The following is an 18,575-nucleotide window of genomic DNA, read 5'->3' as shown; positions in this document are numbered from 1 at the left end:
ATGTTCTTTTTATCGCGGACAGCGCGAGCGCTAAGGTCAGACTTACATTTAGCTGGTGGCGTGCCGTTTGGGCTTGTAGATTTCTGTGGCGGTGCCGAAGTGAACTTCGCCGGCATTCATCAGCGTTTCGCTAAGCGTTGGGTGCGGATGGATCGACTCGGTCAAGTCGCGCACTTCGCAACCCATTTCAATCGCCAACACGGCTTCAGCGATCAACTCACCGGCGCCGGCACCCACGATGCCGCAGCCCAACACGCGATGCGTAGCAGGATCGATCAGCCACTTGGTCAGGCCTTCGGTGCGGCCGAGTGCTTGTGCGCGACCGCTGGCTTTCCATGGATAGACTTCGATATCGACTGTACGACCTTCGCGTTTGGCTTGTTCTTCCGTCAATCCAGCCCAGGCGATTTCGGGGTCGGTGAAGACCACGGCCGGAATCGCCGCTTTCTCGAATACCACTGGCTCGCCCAAGATAACTTCGATCGCCACTTTAGCTTCGTGCGACGCTTTGTGAGCCAACATGGGTTCGCCGGCTACATCACCGATGGCGAAGATGTGAGGATCATGCGTACGTTGCTGAGTATTGATCACGGCAAAGCCGCGTTTATCGAGCTGAACTTGCGTGTTCTCCAGCCCGATACCAGCCGAGACGGGGCGCCTGCCGACGCTGACCAGAACGCGATCAAATCGTTCATGGCCGTATTTGCCAGGACCTTCGAAGGTGACTTCGATTTGATTGTCGATCTCGGCCATCGAGCCGACTTTGGTGTTCAGATAGATGCGGTTCTCGAACAGTTTTTCCAGGCGCTTTTGCAGCGGGCGGACCAGATCGCGATCGGCTCCCATCAGAAGACCGTCGAGCAGTTCAACCACCGTTACCTTGGAACCGAGTTGGGCATAGACCGAACCCATTTCCAGCCCGATGTAACCACCACCGACGATCAACAGACTCTTGGGGACATCGGCCAGGTTCAACGCCCCGGTCGAATCCATAACGCGATCGGTTCCAATGTTGAAAGCAGGTGGCATAGCCGGCACACTGCCAGTAGCCAGGATGCAATGATCGAATGTCACTTGCCGATCTTCTGGGATCGATTCATGCTCGCCTTCCAAGCGAACTGTTGTGCTATTTTCGAAGATACCGCGAGCTTGAATGACGCGGACCTTGCGCTGCTTGGCCAACTGCGCCAGGCCACCGCTGAGCGTACTGATGACCTTCTCTTTGCGCGCCCGGACTTTGTCTATATCGATCGTGGGCTGAGAATAGGTAACGCCCCAATCCTCACGCAGCTCGTCGACTTCGGAGATAACTCGAGCCACGTGTAGCAACGCTTTGGATGGAATACATCCACGCAGCAAACATGTACCGCCCAGTCGGCTTTCAGCTTCGACCAGCGTAACCTCTAAGCCTTCATCGGCCGCCAGAAAAGCCGCTGCATATCCGCCGGGACCGCCACCTAGAACTAACACTTGAGTATGCATATAGTCTGCGATCTCCAAAATGTGGCTGGGCGCGTGCAGCATCAACCAGCGATGCAAGGAATTGCCTCGGACGAATGGCTTCGAATGACTATCGAATGGCTTTCACATGATCCACTGCCGGCTTTGCCCGTACCGTGGTTGATGGTGCGTTAGCAACATCAGGCAGCTCGATCGCAGCGCGCCGAGCCACCCAAAAAGTGAATCATGGACTTCGCGATTAACGCGACAGGAATTCAACCACCGTGTTAGCATCCACTGGCAAGCTGATATCGGCGGCAGTGGGCAAGCTGAGCACGGTTGCCTTGAGGTTTTCCGAGTCGAAGGCGACCCAATCCAAACCTTGAGGAGAATTGTTGGCGATCACGCCACGATACACATTCTTGAGGTTCTCGCGACCTTTGACTTCGATAACATCACCGGCGCGCAGCTGGTAGCTGGGCTTGGTTACCTTGACGCCATTGACGCGGAAGTGACCGTGAACGATGCCTTGACGAGCTTGGGGGCGAGTCTTGGTGAAACCGGCGCGGCGCACGACATTGTCCAATCGACGTTCGCAGGTTAGCAGCAAAGTTTGTCCCGTGTTACCGATACCACGCACAGCGTGATCGAAGTAACGTCGCAGTTGGCGTTCGCCCAATCCGTAATAGTGCTTGATCTTTTGCTTCTCGGTCAAAGCAGTACCGTAGTTGCTCTTGCGGCGACCGCGGGGGTGCATACCTGGGGGATTATCGCGTCGTTCCAGAGCGCGAGCTGCGCCGGCGCTTTCGTACACCAGCATGCTCAAACGACGATTAACGCGAGCCTTAGGACCTGAATAACGTGCCATACCGAGTTACTCCAAACGCAAAAAAACCAACACTTTACGAGCTTTCCAGGCAATCGCAATCTCTGGCGACGGGCTCAATCCCAGGTTCATCCGTTCACCAAGAACGGGAGGGTTGAGCCAATTTCGGAAGCTATAAGAACGCAAGAGTATCGTCGAAAAGCCAGATTTTCACAAGGGACAGTTACCGTAGAGCGGCTCTCCAGGGCCGCTCTTTGCCGAACCAATTTGGCCGAACCATTTGTAGAGTGGCTCTCCAGGGCCGCTCTTGTTCGTAGAGCGGCTCTCCAGGGCCGCTCCTTTGCTTGGCGATAACACTAGTGAGGCGGCCCTGGAGAGCCGCACTACGAATGTTTCGGCACGAGCTGCCCTGGAGAGCCGCTCTACGAATGGATAGCACCGCACTCTATAGAGGGCGCGCGGGCGACAATCTGGTAAAATAAAAGATTCCAAACTCAAGTTGCGCCGTGAATTACGGCGTTTTGCGCCGGTTTGCCCCTTGTCAGCCTCCCTATCATAAAGGTGTTTCAGCGCGAAACAGGGAGCGGCCCCCTCGGGTGGGCTTTTATGGCAGGCAATCCGGAACTCCTAAGACATGACGAGTCTAATGACAAAGAAATCGACCGATATCCCAACCGCAGTCCATCCGATAACCAGTGCTTGCGTCGGACATTCTCATGATGAGGAAGATGCGGCCGAAGAAGCCCCCAGCCAAGCCAGCACCGTAGCGGTGGCCACCAGTGTCGATCATGCACGCATCCAAGCAGCGGTGCGTGAGATTTTAATCGCTGTTGGCGAAGATCCCGATCGCGAAGGCTTGCTGGAAACCCCCGCTCGCGTGGCTCGCATGTACGCCGAGATGTTTTCAGGCCTCAAACGCGATCCGCGCGTGCATCTGCAAAAAGTTTTTACAGAGAAGTATGACGAGGTCGTACTCATTCGCGATATCGATTTCTGCAGTATGTGCGAACATCATTTGCTGCCGTTTACCGGCAAAGCACATGTGGGTTACATGCCCAATGGCAAAGTGGTCGGCCTGAGCAAACTGGCGCGCGTGGTCGAAGAAGTGGCTCGTCGCCCCCAAGTTCAAGAACGCATGACGGAAGATATCGCAGACCTGGTCGAATCGGAACTCTCCGCCCGCGGCGTAGCTGTCGTGTTAGAAGCGTCGCATTCGTGCATGACGATTCGCGGCATTCGCAAACCAGGCAGCTTGTGCATGACCTCCGCTATGAGAGGACTGTTCCGCGCCAATAGTTCGTCGCGGGCTGAGATTCTGGGTTTGATCATGGGGCAACAACGTTAAGCGGATCGCTGCGTTCCGCATCCGCGAACTGTGCATTATAAAACTCCTAGATTAGACTCAGGCTATCGGTCTGAGTCGCTGACACAGGCCCAACAGGCCTCGGCCACTTTTCTAGGAGTCGTTCATGCAGGAGCCCGCGGTCTTGTCGCTAAGTAGTCCACTGGCCGCTGCGCAGATCTCGCTAGCACTGTGGAGCAGTCAGGTTTTCATCGCCCTGCTGCGAGCCGAAAAGCCCGCTGTTGCCGGTCATGCCCTGATCGCACTGCTGACCATGATCACCAGCACTATTGCCTGGCAAGCAAAATCGCTCGACCGTGGTTGGCAAACTTGTTGGCTGATCGCTGGCCTGTTGGCCGCCATCATGTTGGTGGTCATGGTCAGTCGTTGGATCGGTCAAGGCTCGACTCCTACGCGTAATAGCCACAAAGCCGGCAGTCGCCAAGCCACCGGTTTTATCATTCCGATGACCATCGCGGTCACCGGCATCGCGCTATCGCTGGCCGCCCTTGGTCAATCGCAGGCTTCTCAAATCCTGGCCGCCTTACCACCGGCGGCCGCCTGGTTGAACCTCGCCGTGGTGGCGGTCATGTTTGGGATTACGATCGCGAGCACCTTGGAGTTAACCGCTGGTGAAACAGGCCCAGAACTACTGGCCTTGCCCTGGCAGTATCTGTCGTTACCCTCCGGGATCGCCTTTCTGATCCAGATTGGCCTGGGGATGCTGGTCATAGCTCGCCTGAAACCGGCCGAAACGCCAATCGAAACGATGGTACCGGTAATTTATAGCTTCGGGATGTTGCTGCTGAGTTACATCGCGTGGTGTATTCCCAGGCGCATGCAGGTTCTGGCCAGGCAAAAGGCAACAACCGGTCAAGCCAGCCTGGCGCTTTCGGGCTGGATCAGCTTGCTGTGTTTCGCCCTAGCGGCTGCGATCAAATAGTTTGCAGGTTGGCATAGAACGTTTCATGTCGCTCGACCATCTTCTGGAGCGAGAACTCGTCCAGCGTGCGGGCCAGACCGGCTTGACCCAGGCGACTAGCTAGTTCTGGGTCACGAAGTAAACGATTGGTCCAGCGTGTGAGATGGGCAACGTCACCGAGTTGAAATAGATAGCCGGTTTCGTCGTGGATGACTAAATCGCGATTGCCCGGAATATCCGAGGCGACCACGGGCAAGCCCAGCGACATGGCTTCCAGAATCGTATTGGATTGACCTTCGTATAAGCTGCCGTTCCACAGAACGTCGGCAGCGCTCATCAACTCCAAGGCATCGGTGCGCGCACCGACGAACTTCACCGCATCATCGGAGCGCACGTGATCTCGAAACTCCATCAAGCGTTCACGTTCGGGACCATCGCCAACAATCACCACCCACACACCCGGGTAGGCGACGTGCAGCAATTCGCCTGACCAAACCAAATCGCGATAACCCTTTTGCGGCCACAGTCGCCCCACGGCAATAACCAACTTGTCGCGAGGTTCCATGCCCAAGCGCTGGAACGCTTCGGCTTTGGTGATGCGTTTGCCCGCATAGGGTTCGACTGCGTTGGGGATCACATGAAACTTGTCGGTTGTCAGTCCACGTGAGCGGTAGAACTCTGTGACCGCGGAAGTATTGGTGATAACCGCGGTCGTTTTTCGGAGCAGCCAGCGATCGATGGCCAGGTGCCACCAGGTTTTCCAAGGGTCGACCGAGCGCTCGCCAGCGATAACGACAGGAATGTTCTGACCTTGCGCGATCCAGCGACCGTAGCTATTGGCTGCAAACAGCCAGGTATGCACGATGTCGGGCTTGAGTTCCGCCAGCTTGGACCGCAAGCGTCCGATGGCCCAGGGGTCGAGCTTGTGCCGTTTATTTATCTCGTGCACGGGTATGCCGGCCTGGTCCAGAAAACTGCGACGCGGGCCGGACCGTGTCAGGACGATCACATGCACATCGAATTTGGTGCGATCCAAATGGGCGCACAGCAAGCAAAGTTGCTTTTCTGCGCCGCCCTGATCGAGCGTCGGAATAATGTGCACTAACCGTTTGCGCATCAGACCGTCTTGTAAGTGCCGGGCATCGGAACTTCGACCGCGGGTGCTTGGCCCATGTCATAACTAGGTGGAGTCAAATCCATCGGCGAATTCATCAGCTTGTCCCATTCGATGCGCTGTCCGCTGTAACACGCTTCGCGACCCATGATGGCCATCAGCGTGCTGTAGCTCATATACACGCCATTGTTGATCGTGCGGCCATCGCGAATCGCAGCGAACAGTTCGCGATGTTCTTCGTCATACATGCTGGGTTTGTCGCCCCCATCCCATTTCCACGAGTTCGGTCCCGAAATCGAATGCGCCAGTACCTTGGCGGTGCCTTTCGTACCGTAGATATAGTCTTCGGTCTCGGTCATGCAGCCGGCCATTTGACGGGTGTGTGCAAAGGTACGTGAACCGTTCTCCCATTCATAGACCACGGAAAAGTGGTCGTACACATCACCGTATTCTTCGCCGGTTCGGACCTGGCGACCGCCCAAGCCGTAAGCGTATTTAGGCGGGGTGTCATCGTGCAGCCACAGGGATTTGTCGAGACTGTGAATGAACTGTTCGTTGATATGGTCGCCGCTAAGCCAACGATAGTACAGCCAGTTGCGCAGTTGATATTCCATATCGGACCAATCGGGCTTACGCGTTTTTTGCCAGAGGGTGCCGGTCAAATAATTTTCTTGGGTGTTGATGATCTCGCCGATCGCCCCATCTTTGATGCGTTTGATCGTCTCTTTGACGCCCACGTCGTAACGCCAACACAAACCCGAAACGAGGTTCAGTTTCTTCTCTTGAGCTTTGCGAGCCACTTCCAGGACTTTGCGCACACCGGCCGGGTCAACGGCCACCGGCTTTTCGCAGAAGACGTGTTTGCCAGCCTCGATGGCGGCTTCTAAGTGAGCGGGACGGAAATGAGGTGGCGAGCACAACAGCACCACATCGACTTCGGGGATCAGTTGCTTATACGCATCGATCCCTGAAAAGCAGTGGTCGTCATCGACCGCGAATTGGTCCTTCAAGCCCGCAGCCATGGTCTTCTTGGCGAACTCGAGTGCATCGGGGAACGCATCGGCCAGCGCGGTGACCTTGGCCCGGTAGTCTGCTTTCATCGCATTTTCGATCGCACCACGTCCACGACCACCACAACCTACCAGGCCGACCTTAATCGTTTCGGACCCTTGGGCATGGACCTTGGGGATAACCAAGCTAGTGGCAGCGACGGCGCCGGCGAGGGTGGCGGAAGATTTAAAGAAACTGCGGCGAGAAGTTTGGTTAGTCGGAGCAGGTGATTTCTGTGAATTGCTCATAACAGGCAGGACTCCAGGTCTAGGCGGGAGGAAGCGATCGCGAGCAGACCATTGTAACCTGCCGTGATACCTTCGCCGAGTATCGGTTATGATTGAAGTGGTCCCGAATTCCCCAACATGGCTGGTAAGTGCTAATGGCAAGCGAAGAAGATCTCGATTTGCAGAAGTTCCCCGAGGCGCAAGGCGAAGACGAGAAAGAGCGGCCCCAGCCGGCTGACGAAGTGGCTGGTCCGGCATCGGCCGATCATGGCGATCTGCTGAGCATGATGCAGCAGACTATTGCGCGCTTAGAACGCGATGGTACAACTCGCGGTGATCTCAAGATCCTCAACCGCACTTTGCGCGAATTGCGGTATGCGTTCAAAGTTTTTCAGCCTTTTCGGCGCCGCCGCAAAGTTACCGTGTTTGGTTCAGCCCGCACTGCGCCCACGCATCCAGCTTATCAACAAGCCGTCGCGCTGGGCCGAGCCATGGCGGGCCACGGCTGGATGGTGATCACCGGCGCCGGTGGCGGGATCATGGAAGCCGGGCACTTGGGCGCAGGTCGCGAACTGTCGATGGGTCTGAACATCTTGCTGCCGTTCGAACAGAGTGCCAACCCCATCATCGATGGCGATCCCAAACTGGTCACACTGAAATACTTCTTCACGCGGAAACTGATGTTCGTCAAAGAGTGCAGCGCGGTCATCTGTCTGCCAGGTGGTTTCGGCACGCTGGATGAAGCCCTGGAAGTACTAACCCTGTTGCAAACCGGCAAACAGACCATGATCCCCATGGTGCTACTGGATGAACCGGGTGGAAATTACTGGGAACATTTCGGCAAGTTTGTCGAAGCCAACTTGCTAAAGGCCGCCTTGATCAGCCCCGAAGATCTCGCCCTCTTTACGATTACCGACAATGTTGAGGAAGCTGTCGAACACACGCTCAATTTCTATCGTGTCTATCACAGCATGCGCTACGTCAATAATTACTTGGTGCTGCGCATCTGCCAAAAGTTGACGCCGGCGCAGTTGGCGCAGATCAATGAAGCGTTTGCCGATATCGTCGTCAGCGGCGATATCGAGCAGCTGGAAGCCATGCCCGAAGAGAGCAACGAGCCCGAACTGGGACACTTGCCCCGTTTGCGGTTGCACTTCGACCGCCGGCGCCTCGGTCGCCTCCGTCAGCTGATCGACGCCATCAACGCCACCTGCCCCGAATGCGAAGTTTCAGCCCAAAATTGCTGAACGGGAGGGCTGAGCGTAGAGCAGCTGTCCACAGCTGCTCTGCACCCTCTAACCAGAGTATCGTCCGACCGAGCGACCCCGGGAGGGCGAAGGTCCTCCTGAGCCAATCACCGCACTGAAGCGCGGACATAGGCCCGGGGGAGAAGGTGATGGAAGTATTAGCGTTTGATGATGCTGGCCGCCAGTTTCCCCGGTGACTATGTCCGTTGTTCATGGCGGTGTTGGCTCAGGAGGACCTTCGCCCTCCCGTTCCACGATGCAATCGTTCAGAGAGGGGTCCCAGCGGCCCTAGCCGCTCTACTTCTTGGCCTTTTGGTGGAACAGTAGTGCTTTGCGACGCACTTTCTGAAGAGCGCTGAGCATTTCTTCGGCATCGTGATATCGCCGATTGGCTTGATGCTCCATCGAACGGCGCAGAATAGTGATCAGCTCTGGATGAGCCCGGCGGCGCAGCGAAGCATGACCTTTGAAGGGCCACTGGAATGGATAGGTTGGTAGATGGCCAGTAAACATCCGAAACATGATCAGGCCCAGCGAAAACACATCGCTTTTGGTACTGGGCCGACCCATGGCCTGTTCAGGAGCCATATAACCGACGGTGCCCGATCCGGAACCAAACACCGTGCGCTGCGCCACTTTGGCGATCCCAAAGTCAGCCAACTGCAGCCGGCCGTCAGGCAACAAGATCATGTTCTCGGGCTTGATGTCGCAGTGGATGATCTTCTGCTGGTGAGCATATGCGACCGCCGAGACCATTTGCAGCGAAAGTTCCAAGGCCGTCTCGAAGGACATGCGTTTGCGCAAGCGATCGTTGAGCGACCGTTCGCCCAGCCGAGACGCGATGACGAAACGGCCATCGATAAAGCTGGCATCTTTCAGCGGAAGAATGTTGGGATGATCAAGCCTCGCCACCAGTCGAGCTTCACGCTGGAAACACTCGAGCATGGAAGGAGTCACCACATCTTGATGCGGCATTTTCAAGGCGACGCGAACGCCTTCGATTGTATCCATAGCCGCATAAACGTAAGCAAATCCGCCTTGAGCCAGGCGACGCTCGATGCGGTATTTGCCAAGTCGTTGGCGGGCCCTCAGGATATTGTTTTCCTGACGCTGTTTCACCATCTGTGAATACTGTGCAATCATCGCTTTGCTTAACGACTCCAGTCGTTAGACTCTTTCGCTTGATCTATAAAAACCGATAGTCACAGATCAACCCATGCGAACTCTTCAAGGATACCTTACCTTGGAAGGAATTCGAGTGTTTAAGTTCACACAATCGCTAAAGTTTTTGTATTGAGTGAAATTAAACAGCTGCGTTGACCCGCTTTGAGCGAGAACCAGACAAGGCACTCCTAAGCGGTATCGGCTGTATCGGCTTTCCGTTCCCAAGGCAGGTTGGATTTTTACTACAAGCGTCCGAGTTTACCAAGCTGGAATTTTCAGATGACACAACCACGACCCTGGCGGCTGGATGAAATCACACTGGCCGACGTGCGGCAGCGACCTCCCACACTAGCCGTGCTGCCCCTGGGTGCAACCGAACCGCATAACCTGCATTTGCCTTATGGAACCGACACGATCGAGGCCACCGAACTTGTCTCGCGCTGCTGCCAGGCTGCTTGGGAATCGGGCGCAAGTGTCGTGCAATTGCCGACAATTCCCTACGGCACCGAAACCAACATGCAAGAATTCCCGTTGGCCATGAATATCATGCCCAGCACCATGTTGGCAATTATTCGCGACTTGACCCGTTCAATTCAAGTCAGTGGCATCGACAAACTGCTGATATTCAATAGCCACGGTGGCAACGAAATCAAACCGATCATGCGCGAACTGGTCTCCCAAACCAGTGTTCATCTGTTCCTGTGCAACTGGTACCAGATGATTCGCGACGTGGCCCACGAAATCTGCCAACTTCCCGACGACCATGCGGGCGAAATGGAAACTTCCCTGATTATGCACTTCCGGCCAGAGCTGGTCGCTACGCTAAACGACGGCGGCTTGCGAGCCGACGCCGGCGCGGTCCGGACCTTGCGCAACGAAGCCCTGGAGAAAGGCTGGGTCAGCCTCACTCGGCCTTGGCACTTGCTGACCACCAACTCCGGTTCGGGCAATCCTCACGCCGCCACCGCCGACAAGGGTTCGCAACTGACCGAGGCTATCGTCGCCAGAATCGCCCCCTGCCTGATCGACCTGGCCACCGCCGACCCCAGCCCGCCATTCCCCTTCTCGTAGCGGAAGCACGAAATGCTTGACGCATTCCGCTACAAGGGCTTTCTCGTAGCGGAAGCCGTCAAGGCTTTCGTTCTTCACTGCCGTTATCTGCACAGCACGAAATGCTTGACGCAATCCGCTACGAGGGCCACAGCCCGAAATGCTTGAGCATTCCGCTACGAGGGATTTCGATACAGGGCATGTTGCTCAATGTAAGCCATGACGGCGGCGGGCACTTGGTATCGAATACTGCGAGTCTGGGCGACAGCGGCGCGCAACGAACTACTGCTGATTTCACACTCAGGCATGGAGATCGCATGCTGCGACAGATCGGCACCCACTGGCAAGTACTTGGCTAAAATCTGCATATCGGGTGGTGCATAACCACCGCGGGCGACAACGACAACGTGAGCCAGCTGGCAGATCTGCGTTGGCTCCCGCCACTTGTCGAAATCGACCAGCGAGTCAGCCCCCATCAGAAAGACCAGTTGAGCGCCGGCCAACTCTTGCCCGAGTTCCCGCAGAGTGTCGACAGTAAAGGAAGTGCCACCGCGTTGAATTTCGCGGTCATCGACCACAAAACTCGAGTTACCGCCGGTGGCCAGTTTGAGCATCTCGACGCGATGACGAGCGTCAGCGGACTGTTTATCCAACTTAAACGGCGACACCGCCGCTGGCAAAAAACGCAGCTCGTCAAGCTGTAGTTGTTCGCGGCATTGTTCGGCGGCAATTAAGTGTCCAAGATGTACGGGATCGAAGGTGCCTCCCATAATCCCCACGCGCCGCAGCCGAGAGGCGGGGTTGGTTGGACCTTTCGTGTCCTGGCTGGTGCCCATAATGTACAGTCGACCGCTTTGCCGTAGGATATTGGATGATGACCGGCCACCAACCACAATTGTTTCCTCAAGATGTTCCTCTCTGGGAACTCGATGCACAAGTCACCTCGACGGTGGCCCGCATCGTTTTTTCCGAAGCCCCTCACGGGCCGCTGGATTACCGTGTGCCTGCCGATATGCTCGAGCTGGCGGTGCCCGGCGTGCGGGTGAAAGTTCCATTGGGCAAATCCAATCGCGAGATGCTCGGTTACTGCATCGAAGTCTTGCAGGTCCAACAATCGCCCGAAGCTTACAAACCGATTACTGAAATTCTCGATGCCGAACCGCTGTGTACCGGCAAAGTGCTGGAATTGATGCAGTGGATGAGCCGTTACTACATCGCTCCACTGGGCCAGGTCTTCGAAACAGCCGTACCCGCCTCGGTGCGTTCATCAGCTGGCAGCCGACAACGCGTCATGCTGTATCCCACCGATAAAGCTCACGATCCCGAGCAGCTCGGTAAACTTTCGACCAAGCAGCAAGAGATCATTCGAGCACTTATTGCCCAAGGTCGACCGCTGACCAGCGATCAACTGCGCGCCGCCGCCCACTGCTCGGCCGGTCCGCTGGCGCTGCTGCGCAATGCCGAGTTCATCGAAGCCCGCACCGAACGCGTCATCGAAAATCTGGCTCCGCCGGCTCCTGAACCCAAAAACTTGCCGCTCGCCCTGAGCATCGATCAACGGCAAGCGCTGCGCGAAATCCTGACCGCTTTGGCTTCGGGCAAGCAAGAAACAATTCTCTTGCACGGCATCACCGGCAGCGGCAAGACCGAAGTGTACATGCAAGCCATCCATGAAGTGCTCTCGTATGGTCGCAGCGCCATTGTGCTGGTGCCCGAGATCAGCTTGACTCCGCAAACGCGCTATCGCTTTATGGAACGTTTTGGCAACGTAGCCTGTTTGCACAGTCACATGAGCCCCGTCGAGCGCCATCACCAGTGGCGACGCATCGCCGCCGGCGAAGCATCGGTGATCATCGGGCCACGTAGCGCCATCTTTGCGCCGGTGCCACGTTTGGGTTTGATCGTGATCGACGAAGAACACGATGGCTCGTTCAAACAAGACAATCAGCCGCGATATCACGCCCGCGATGTAGCTTTGCATCGTTCATACTTGGAGCAGATCCCCGTCGTTCTCGGATCAGCCACCCCCTCACTGGAAACCTGGCAACGAGCACGGACCGGCGTCTATCGCCTGGCCAGCTTGCCCAGACGCATCCACAATCGACCATTGCCCGAAGTCACCACGATCGATCTGCGACTGCAGCATACCGAACCCAATCGCGGCGCGATCAGTCGACCGCTGTACCAAGCGATCCATCAAACTCTGGACGACAAAGGTCAAGTGATCCTCCTGCTGAACCGCCGCGGCTTTGCTACCACCATTCAATGTCCCAGTTGTGGTCACGTGGTGGCCTGCCCCGATTGCGATTTACCGCTGACCCATCATCGCGACGGCGCCAAAGCAGTCTGTCATTACTGCGACTACCAGATTCCGACGCCACCGGTGTGTCCGAGCTGCAAGTTCGATGGCATTCATTACGGTGGTCTGGGCACGCAACGCTTGGAAGTCGAAGTTCAGAATCGCTTCCCTCAAGCCAAGATCGCCCGCATGGATAGCGATACGATGCGCCGGCCAGGCAGTCATGAACGCGTGCTGAGCCAATTTCGCACTGGCGAATTGCAGATACTGCTGGGCACGCAAATGATTGCCAAAGGGCTCGACTTTCCCAACGTCTTGCTGGTCGGCGTTATCAATGCTGATTCAGCGTTGCACTTCCCCGACTTTCGCGCTGCCGAACGCACGTTCCAGTTGGTAACTCAAGTCGCAGGCCGCACGGGTCGCGGTGAGAAGGCTGGCCGAGTGCTCGTCCAATCGTATTCGCCTGAACATCCTTCAATCGTCGCCGCCAGCAAACACGACTTTCTGAGCTTCGCATCCGAAGAACTTAAGAAACGCGAGCAGTTTGGCTATCCACCCTACGGCTACTTGGCGCGCATCATCATGCGCGGCCCCGATCAAGCGCAAACGGAGAGCTTTGCCGATTCCTTTGCTGGTCGCCTGCAAGCGACCCGCACGCTGCATGGCATCGACGCCCGCATGCTCGGTCCAGCACCACCGCCCCTAGCCAAACTACGTGGCAAGTATCGCTATCACATCTTGCTACACACCCACCAGCCCGAACCACTCAATCGGTTGTTAGTCCGAACGATCGCCGATATCAAACCACCTAAAGACATTCAGTACGTAATCGATATCGACCCCATGGACACGTTGTAGAGCAGCTGTCCTCAGCTGCTCAGCACCCTCTAACCAAAGTAGCGTCCGACCGAGCGACCAGCGTGATAGGCATGCGACTTGCCGGGTGCCGAGCGGCTGGGGACAGCCGCTCTACAATTCCAACAGCTTAGCAAGCGCCTCGCGCCAGGGATGATCGGTGTCGTCGTAAGTCATCAGCTGACCATCGCATTCAATGTAGGGCAGGCGCTCATCACAGTAGAGCGTGACCGCTGGTGGCAAACGTTGCATCAGAGCAGGTGATAAACTGATGACCTGATCACCCACTGCACCACGTAGCCAAATGCAATGGCACAAACTGCGCCTGGCCAACCCTTCGATTCGCCAGTCCAACTCAGCCGGTGCGATTGCCTGCAGTTGGACCAACCCTGCGCGTATGTCTTCCTTGAAGACGATCTCCAATAACGCAGACTCCTCATTGAGTTCGAGCGTCGTGGCCGTACTGGGAAACAATATCTGAAACTGCAAGGCGTCGCTGCTGAGCCATTCGGTCAGCTTGCGAATCGCGGCCACCACGCAGGCCAACGTGTAGATGATGCGTTGCCAATCCATGGCGGCGTCTTTGACGCGTGCACTGATAAGACTGGAATCGAGAATAAAGACGTAGGCCAGGCGCCGACGAAAGAACTGATTCTCGTCGCGCGAGTAATACAGCAGTTCGTCGCGGGCAAAACGGATATCGAACAAGTCAGGACGACCTTCGCTATCCATGTACGCCAGCTCGGAGCGCAACAAGCTCTCGATGGTGCCGCGATTGGAAATCGACGAGAAACCTCCAACCGGATAATGATCCTCGGCTTGTATGTTGGTGGCCACCGATTGCTGCCTGGCGCTACTGCGTGGCTTGAGCTTAGGCAATACGGCCGTCAGGTACTCGGTGGCTTGCAGTGTCTGGCGGAGCGCGATCCGCTGCGCAAAAGGAGTCAGCGCAGTACCGCTGGCCAGTTCAAAGATATCTTCAGCGCCCAGCAACTCGCCGGTATTGCGAACCCGTTGGATTAACTCGTCCAACTGCTGTAACAATTCAGCAGGTACGCCGGTCGCGTTGGCTTGATGGAACGCAGCCACCAGCGACTGCGCGTCCAGCGCGAAACAAGCTTTCATGATCGATGGACTGAACGTTGCTCCATCCAGTCCAGCACGCTGAGCGATTTGGGCAAGCGTGAAGGCCAAGGCGCGATCCAACTGGCCCATCGAATACTTATGCATCTCGTCAGCGGCGCGCTCCAGGCTGAGGTCGGCAGCCAGCTTGCCCAGCACATAGTCGTCGTAGCGCCGACCCAGCGTACGATCCAGGGGAACGCCGGCTAGAGCGAGGACGGCATCCACAGGCGCTTTCGAAGTTATCCGGCTTGGGCACAGCACGCTTAAGATGTCGTGAACAAAACCGAGCAGCGGTACCGGCCACCCTTCGCTGGCCATCTCTTGTACAACGCGCAGTACTTGCAAGACCGCCTCGGCATCATTAACCGGCACTCGCGCCATTCCGAGCCCTTGCCACAGATAACGTCGAGCGGCATCGGGATCTTGTATTTCAAAATGCGTAGGCATCGCCCGAAGTGTGTTTACTCCATCATCAAAGTTTTGACGTGTTCAATCTGCCATTGCACTTCAGCCTGCAGCGTGCGCTGGGCAGCCGATGCCACATGCTGAACGGGTACCAGCAGGGCACTCCACAGCGCCCAGGCGGCGCTCGACTTTGGCGTTGGCTGCTCCTCCCAACCTAGTTCATGCAAATGTCCATACGCATACGAATGTAAGTCACCCTCGAACAAGGGCTGCTCAGTATGTAACTCGTGGCCATCGGGGTCGATCGCCACGGCATTCTCCTTGAGTGACAAGAGCACCTGAGCTCGATGACTGTCCAAGTACTTCATCACATGCCGCGCGTAGTCGACCGACAATCGACGCGACATGCTAATGCTGACCAGGTTTTCCAGCACAATCGCCAATCGCTCACTGGCCGTACCGGGCACAGCCACGCGCTGGCGACCGGCCTCCTCTAAAGCATCATTCAAAATACCATCGGCATGCGGCATTCCATCCAGGTACGCACAAATCAATTCGGCGAAAGGCTGCATATTCGAGCACCGCATTAAACTTCGTGAAGCAAGTATTCAAGAAAAAGTATTCAAGAAAAAGTATTCGTGAAACAAGGTTCATGACATGGCTATCGGTTGTTCCAAGAAAAACTCAGGTTAGCCTGGTTCCTCTTCGTTGCGGTGAACAATACCGTCCAGCGAGACCCAACTGCTATCCCAACCGGCGCACGGCCCCACTTCCCCCGGATCAACTGCCACATCGCGTGCAAAGCGTGCCTTGGGGAAACGCGTATGGGCAAACACTGGTCGAAGTTGTTCAGGCAACTGCTCCAACTTCAATGGCTGAGCCGGGCGCTCGCCACGAAAATAGGGTCCGGATATCCAGTTCTCAAACGCACTGCCATGTTCGTAGCTGAAGATGCCCACGCGGTTGGGTGACAAACCGTGATTGACCCACGCTTTGATCACGACTCCAGAGTTGACCCACGATTGTAGCTGGCTGACCGGCAAAGCCTCGCGGACAAAGCCCAGAATGTGTTTCGAGTTTCCAATGCGCTGCACATGCGGCACAGGCGCGGCAGCACGTCGCAGGCGCGTGAGCAAGCCTAGGCGTGGTGGCGGAGCCTGAGTAGTGAATAAGGATTCATCACGCAGCAACAGTAGAGCATAGTAGCACGAATTGACATCCGAAAACGCTACCGATTCAAACTGGCCAGACTCCCACGCATAATCAAAGACCGGACCACCTGCAGCATCAACTAGATCATCGACATAGTATTCGATGCCACTGTCGGCCGGCAGATTCGTAATGATGTCCTCAATGTTGTGCGTATCATCTTCCATCTCGCGACCCTCGAGCGCTGTATGGGGCGCTCGACCCGCTTCCCCGGTCGAGAAGTGCGCTACGTGACCATCAGCATCGACCGCGTACCACTCAGTATCCATACTGTGGGCAGCCGGAAAGTCTTGTTTGTCGTTGGGACCCATGCTGTTTCCGAACTCTCCTCTCGAGCCGTGGGAGTTACCCGGCGTTTTGTGTTTTGTGTTTTGTACATTGGCAGGTGGACACAGGCTAGAAGCCTATGCCACAGAACTGCGCTTTTGGACACAGGCTGGACGCCTATGCCACAGAAGTGCGGAGGTGGACACAGGCTAGAGGTCTGTGCCACAGAACTGCAAACCCAAGCCGTCTAGCGAGTCTATCAAACTATCATAACTGAGGTGATGCAACGGCCGGCGCGTGGCGGTGTACGAACACCACGCAACTTGCCGATCCCAGCTTATGCTACAAAACCTGGGACTGCGCGCACAACCACGCAAGCAACTGGTCGATTGGAACGCTTGACTGCCAGCCACCGCGCCCACCTGGTCAGGCGAGGGTGTATTGATCGTTCGCATCGGCAGATAAACGATACGTTCGTTGCTAATGCCCGCCTCGCGCACTCTCTGGGCAGCCCGCGCGGCAGCGGGTAGTTGATGACTATCCACCAACAGATTGATGCCGCTGCGCAATCCAACCGACTCGAGCAACTGCACACAGTGCACCGCGTAGTCCACCTCTTTCTCGTTTTGCGGAAAGTGAATCGACACATGCACCTTATCCGGTCGAGCCTCCCGCAAGCTTTCGAGCTGACTATCCAATCGCCATCCGCTGGTCGTCAACGATCGAAACAGTTTGCCTTGCAACCTGGTCAGCACTTCGACCAACCCGGGATAGACTAACGGCTCACCGCCACCAAAGGAAACGGCCTGCACTCCGTGCAGCGCGCAGTCGCTGACCAGTTGATCCAGTTCGTCGACAGACCAAACCGTATCGCCTGCAGCATGACTGTGGTTGTAGCAAAACGAACATGCCTTCGGACATTGATTGGTCAGTTCGATTGATACGCGTTGAAGCTTCATCTGCAAATGCATTGAAAATAGTTTATGCATCACCTAACAGGATTGGGACTTTCTCGCGCAGCAGCGCCATCTCTTCGGGCGTGTCACCCAAGTACATGAGCATGCGCAGATCGTCGCGTGTCACCGTACCACCGCTGAGCAGCCACGAACGCACTCGCAAGAGTTTGTATAGTTTGACAAGCTTGCGATCGCTGATAAACACCCGCTGCTCACGCACAATTGTTTTTACCAAACGCTGGAATTCCCGGAATACATCATCCGGGAAAAAGCGTTGTCGATCGTTTTCATTAGCCGGCACGTCAGCCAGAGAAGCACTTTGACGGCCGCCAGAGCTACCACTTCGGCCGAACTGAAACGTCAAATATCGATGAGCTTTGATAAAATCATCCAGCGACGCATGCCCTTCAGCCCAAGGCTTTTGATTCAAGCTCCGATACACTTCGGCTTGCAATCCCGCGTCGATCAACTCGGTAAAGTGGTCATGCTGCACAGGTAAACTTTCCGCTTTGAGCACAAAGCGATCTTTTAGCGCGCTCAACTCGCCATGTTCAGGCACTTCATTGGTGGCCGCAAACAGCACCCGCAGTTGCACGGGTTGCGGTACCCCGTCTTGATAGAACTTCTTTTCATTGACGATCGTCAGCAGGATGTTCAGGATCGCCGAGTTCGATTTGAAGATTTCATCCAAGAACGCCAACCGGGCAGTCGGTAGCTTTCCTTGCTCGCAGCGGATGTAACGCCCTTCACGCAGTTGATTGATGTCGATCGGCCCGATGATCTCTGACGGTTCAGTGAAACGTGTTAGCATGTACTCAAAATAGTCTTCATCGCGCACCCCGACAGCGTCTTTGAACTTGAGAATCAGATCGCTTTTAGCAGTGCCCGGCGGTCCCACTAGTAGCAGGGGTTCTTGAGCCACTGCGGCGATGACCATCAAATCGATCAGATGTTGTTTATCGACAAAAAATCTGCCTAGCGATTGACGCAGTCGATTGATGCGAGTGCGCACCGTTTCGGCTTCGGCCTCGAGTTGTTCCAACGGCAGTTCTTCGGGCTTCATTAATTCCAATCCTA

16 protein-coding genes are annotated in these 18,575 nt (G+C 56.0%); 5 read left to right on the top strand and 11 right to left on the bottom strand.

Translation table 11 applies throughout. The features are described 5' to 3' along the window. Nucleotides 1-48 precede the first annotated feature (48 nt). Together lpdA and rpsD are read right to left on the bottom strand one after the other, a co-directional pair. A complete protein-coding gene (lpdA, locus tag SH573x_RS07420; protein ID WP_479356664.1) occupies nucleotides 49-1,482 on the bottom strand; it encodes a dihydrolipoyl dehydrogenase in 1,434 nt (477 codons plus the stop codon). Between the two features lie 217 nt (nucleotides 1,483-1,699). Next, nucleotides 1,700-2,308, bottom strand: a complete 609-nt coding sequence (gene rpsD / locus SH573x_RS07415) for a 30S ribosomal protein S4 (protein ID WP_479353794.1) — start codon at nucleotides 2,306-2,308, stop codon at nucleotides 1,700-1,702. 604 nt (nucleotides 2,309-2,912) lie between these two features. Between rpsD and folE the strand changes: the two genes are divergently transcribed. Both folE and SH573x_RS07405 read left to right on the top strand, forming a co-directional pair. Further along, nucleotides 2,913-3,611: a GTP cyclohydrolase I FolE gene (gene folE, locus SH573x_RS07410; RefSeq protein WP_479353792.1), complete on the top strand. Its 699-nt coding sequence runs from the start codon at nucleotides 2,913-2,915 to the stop codon at nucleotides 3,609-3,611. A gap of 124 nt (nucleotides 3,612-3,735) precedes the next feature. Further along, nucleotides 3,736-4,551, top strand: a complete 816-nt coding sequence (locus SH573x_RS07405; RefSeq protein ID WP_479353790.1) for a hypothetical protein — start codon at nucleotides 3,736-3,738, stop codon at nucleotides 4,549-4,551. Here the strand turns inward: SH573x_RS07405 and SH573x_RS07400 are convergent. Continuing rightward, nucleotides 4,544-5,647: a glycosyltransferase gene (locus SH573x_RS07400; protein ID WP_479353789.1), complete on the bottom strand. Its 1,104-nt coding sequence runs from the start codon at nucleotides 5,645-5,647 to the stop codon at nucleotides 4,544-4,546. The genes SH573x_RS07405 and SH573x_RS07400 overlap by 8 nt on opposite strands. Continuing rightward, complete coding sequence (locus SH573x_RS07395; RefSeq protein WP_479353787.1) at nucleotides 5,647-6,942, bottom strand: Gfo/Idh/MocA family protein; 1,296 nt, start codon at nucleotides 6,940-6,942, stop codon at nucleotides 5,647-5,649. Before SH573x_RS07395 ends, SH573x_RS07400 begins: the two co-directional genes overlap by 1 nt. A gap of 134 nt (nucleotides 6,943-7,076) precedes the next feature. Here SH573x_RS07395 and SH573x_RS07390 point away from each other — a divergent pair, with 134 nt between their 5' ends. Beyond that, nucleotides 7,077-8,168 (top strand): LOG family protein, encoded by a 1,092-nt coding sequence (locus tag SH573x_RS07390; protein WP_479353786.1) that lies wholly within the window; start codon nucleotides 7,077-7,079, stop codon nucleotides 8,166-8,168. Nucleotides 8,169-8,465: 297 nt separating this feature from the next. On the opposite strand, the gene SH573x_RS07385 is transcribed toward SH573x_RS07390, so the two are convergent. Beyond that, nucleotides 8,466-9,290: a serine/threonine-protein kinase gene (locus SH573x_RS07385; RefSeq protein WP_479353784.1), complete on the bottom strand. Its 825-nt coding sequence runs from the start codon at nucleotides 9,288-9,290 to the stop codon at nucleotides 8,466-8,468. A gap of 321 nt (nucleotides 9,291-9,611) precedes the next feature. Between SH573x_RS07385 and SH573x_RS07380 the strand changes: the two genes are divergently transcribed. Continuing rightward, a complete protein-coding gene (locus SH573x_RS07380) occupies nucleotides 9,612-10,403 on the top strand; it encodes a creatininase family protein (RefSeq protein ID WP_479353782.1) in 792 nt (263 codons plus the stop codon). Between the two features lie 155 nt (nucleotides 10,404-10,558). Here the strand turns inward: SH573x_RS07380 and nadD are convergent, their stop codons facing one another. After that, nucleotides 10,559-11,275, bottom strand: a complete 717-nt coding sequence (nadD, locus tag SH573x_RS07375; RefSeq protein WP_479353780.1) for a nicotinate-nucleotide adenylyltransferase — start codon at nucleotides 11,273-11,275, stop codon at nucleotides 10,559-10,561. Here nadD and priA point away from each other — a divergent pair. Then, nucleotides 11,254-13,539, top strand: a complete 2,286-nt coding sequence (gene priA, locus SH573x_RS07370) for a replication restart helicase PriA (protein WP_479353778.1) — start codon at nucleotides 11,254-11,256, stop codon at nucleotides 13,537-13,539. The two genes, nadD and priA, sit on opposite strands and share 22 nt — an antisense overlap. 111 nt (nucleotides 13,540-13,650) lie before the next feature. Here the strand turns inward: priA and SH573x_RS07365 are convergent, their stop codons facing one another. From SH573x_RS07365 to SH573x_RS07345, 5 genes are all read right to left on the bottom strand, one after another. After that, a complete protein-coding gene (locus SH573x_RS07365) occupies nucleotides 13,651-15,108 on the bottom strand; it encodes a hypothetical protein (RefSeq protein WP_479353776.1) in 1,458 nt (485 codons plus the stop codon). Nucleotides 15,109-15,122: 14 nt separating this feature from the next. After that, nucleotides 15,123-15,638 (bottom strand): hypothetical protein, encoded by a 516-nt coding sequence (locus SH573x_RS07360; RefSeq protein ID WP_479353774.1) that lies wholly within the window; start codon nucleotides 15,636-15,638, stop codon nucleotides 15,123-15,125. A gap of 117 nt (nucleotides 15,639-15,755) precedes the next feature. After that, nucleotides 15,756-16,586: a hypothetical protein gene (locus SH573x_RS07355; RefSeq protein ID WP_479353772.1), complete on the bottom strand. Its 831-nt coding sequence runs from the start codon at nucleotides 16,584-16,586 to the stop codon at nucleotides 15,756-15,758. Between the two features lie 165 nt (nucleotides 16,587-16,751). Continuing rightward, nucleotides 16,752-17,501, bottom strand: coding sequence for a radical SAM protein (locus SH573x_RS07350; protein ID WP_479353771.1), 750 nt, complete (start codon nucleotides 17,499-17,501; stop codon nucleotides 16,752-16,754). 22 nt (nucleotides 17,502-17,523) lie between these two features. Beyond that, nucleotides 17,524-18,561 carry an AAA family ATPase gene (locus SH573x_RS07345; protein ID WP_479353769.1) on the bottom strand — a complete coding sequence of 346 codons (1,038 nt, stop codon included), beginning with the start codon at nucleotides 18,559-18,561 and terminating at the stop codon, nucleotides 17,524-17,526. Between the last annotated feature and the right edge of the window lie 14 nt (nucleotides 18,562-18,575).

Source organism: Rania fehmarnensis, from assembly GCF_056494185.1.
Note: the sequence above shows the minus strand (reverse complement) of the source record. Positions and strands in the feature narration are given on the sequence as shown.

Excerpts from the sequence above, each read along its gene's own strand:
- SH573x_RS07395 (WP_479353787.1), bottom strand. The coding sequence starts at position 6,942 with ATGAGCAATTCACAGAAATCACCTGCTCCGACTAACCAAACTTCTCGC.
- SH573x_RS07365 (WP_479353776.1), bottom strand. The coding sequence starts at position 15,108 with ATGCCTACGCATTTTGAAATACAAGATCCCGATGCCGCTCGACGTTAT.
- SH573x_RS07355 (WP_479353772.1), bottom strand. The coding sequence starts at position 16,586 with ATGGGTCCCAACGACAAACAAGACTTTCCGGCTGCCCACAGTATGGAT.
- SH573x_RS07385 (WP_479353784.1), bottom strand. The coding sequence starts at position 9,290 with ATGGTGAAACAGCGTCAGGAAAACAATATCCTGAGGGCCCGCCAACGA.
- SH573x_RS07350 (WP_479353771.1), bottom strand. The coding sequence starts at position 17,501 with ATGAAGCTTCAACGCGTATCAATCGAACTGACCAATCAATGTCCGAAG.
- lpdA (WP_479356664.1), bottom strand. The coding sequence starts at position 1,482 with ATGCATACTCAAGTGTTAGTTCTAGGTGGCGGTCCCGGCGGATATGCA.
- rpsD (WP_479353794.1), bottom strand. The coding sequence starts at position 2,308 with ATGGCACGTTATTCAGGTCCTAAGGCTCGCGTTAATCGTCGTTTGAGC.
- SH573x_RS07345 (WP_479353769.1), bottom strand. The coding sequence starts at position 18,561 with ATGAAGCCCGAAGAACTGCCGTTGGAACAACTCGAGGCCGAAGCCGAA.
- folE (WP_479353792.1), top strand. The coding sequence starts at position 2,913 with ATGACAAAGAAATCGACCGATATCCCAACCGCAGTCCATCCGATAACC.
- SH573x_RS07360 (WP_479353774.1), bottom strand. The coding sequence starts at position 15,638 with ATGCAGCCTTTCGCCGAATTGATTTGTGCGTACCTGGATGGAATGCCG.
- SH573x_RS07390 (WP_479353786.1), top strand. The coding sequence starts at position 7,077 with ATGGCAAGCGAAGAAGATCTCGATTTGCAGAAGTTCCCCGAGGCGCAA.
- SH573x_RS07400 (WP_479353789.1), bottom strand. The coding sequence starts at position 5,647 with ATGCGCAAACGGTTAGTGCACATTATTCCGACGCTCGATCAGGGCGGC.
- priA (WP_479353778.1), top strand. The coding sequence starts at position 11,254 with ATGATGACCGGCCACCAACCACAATTGTTTCCTCAAGATGTTCCTCTC.
- SH573x_RS07405 (WP_479353790.1), top strand. The coding sequence starts at position 3,736 with ATGCAGGAGCCCGCGGTCTTGTCGCTAAGTAGTCCACTGGCCGCTGCG.
- SH573x_RS07380 (WP_479353782.1), top strand. The coding sequence starts at position 9,612 with ATGACACAACCACGACCCTGGCGGCTGGATGAAATCACACTGGCCGAC.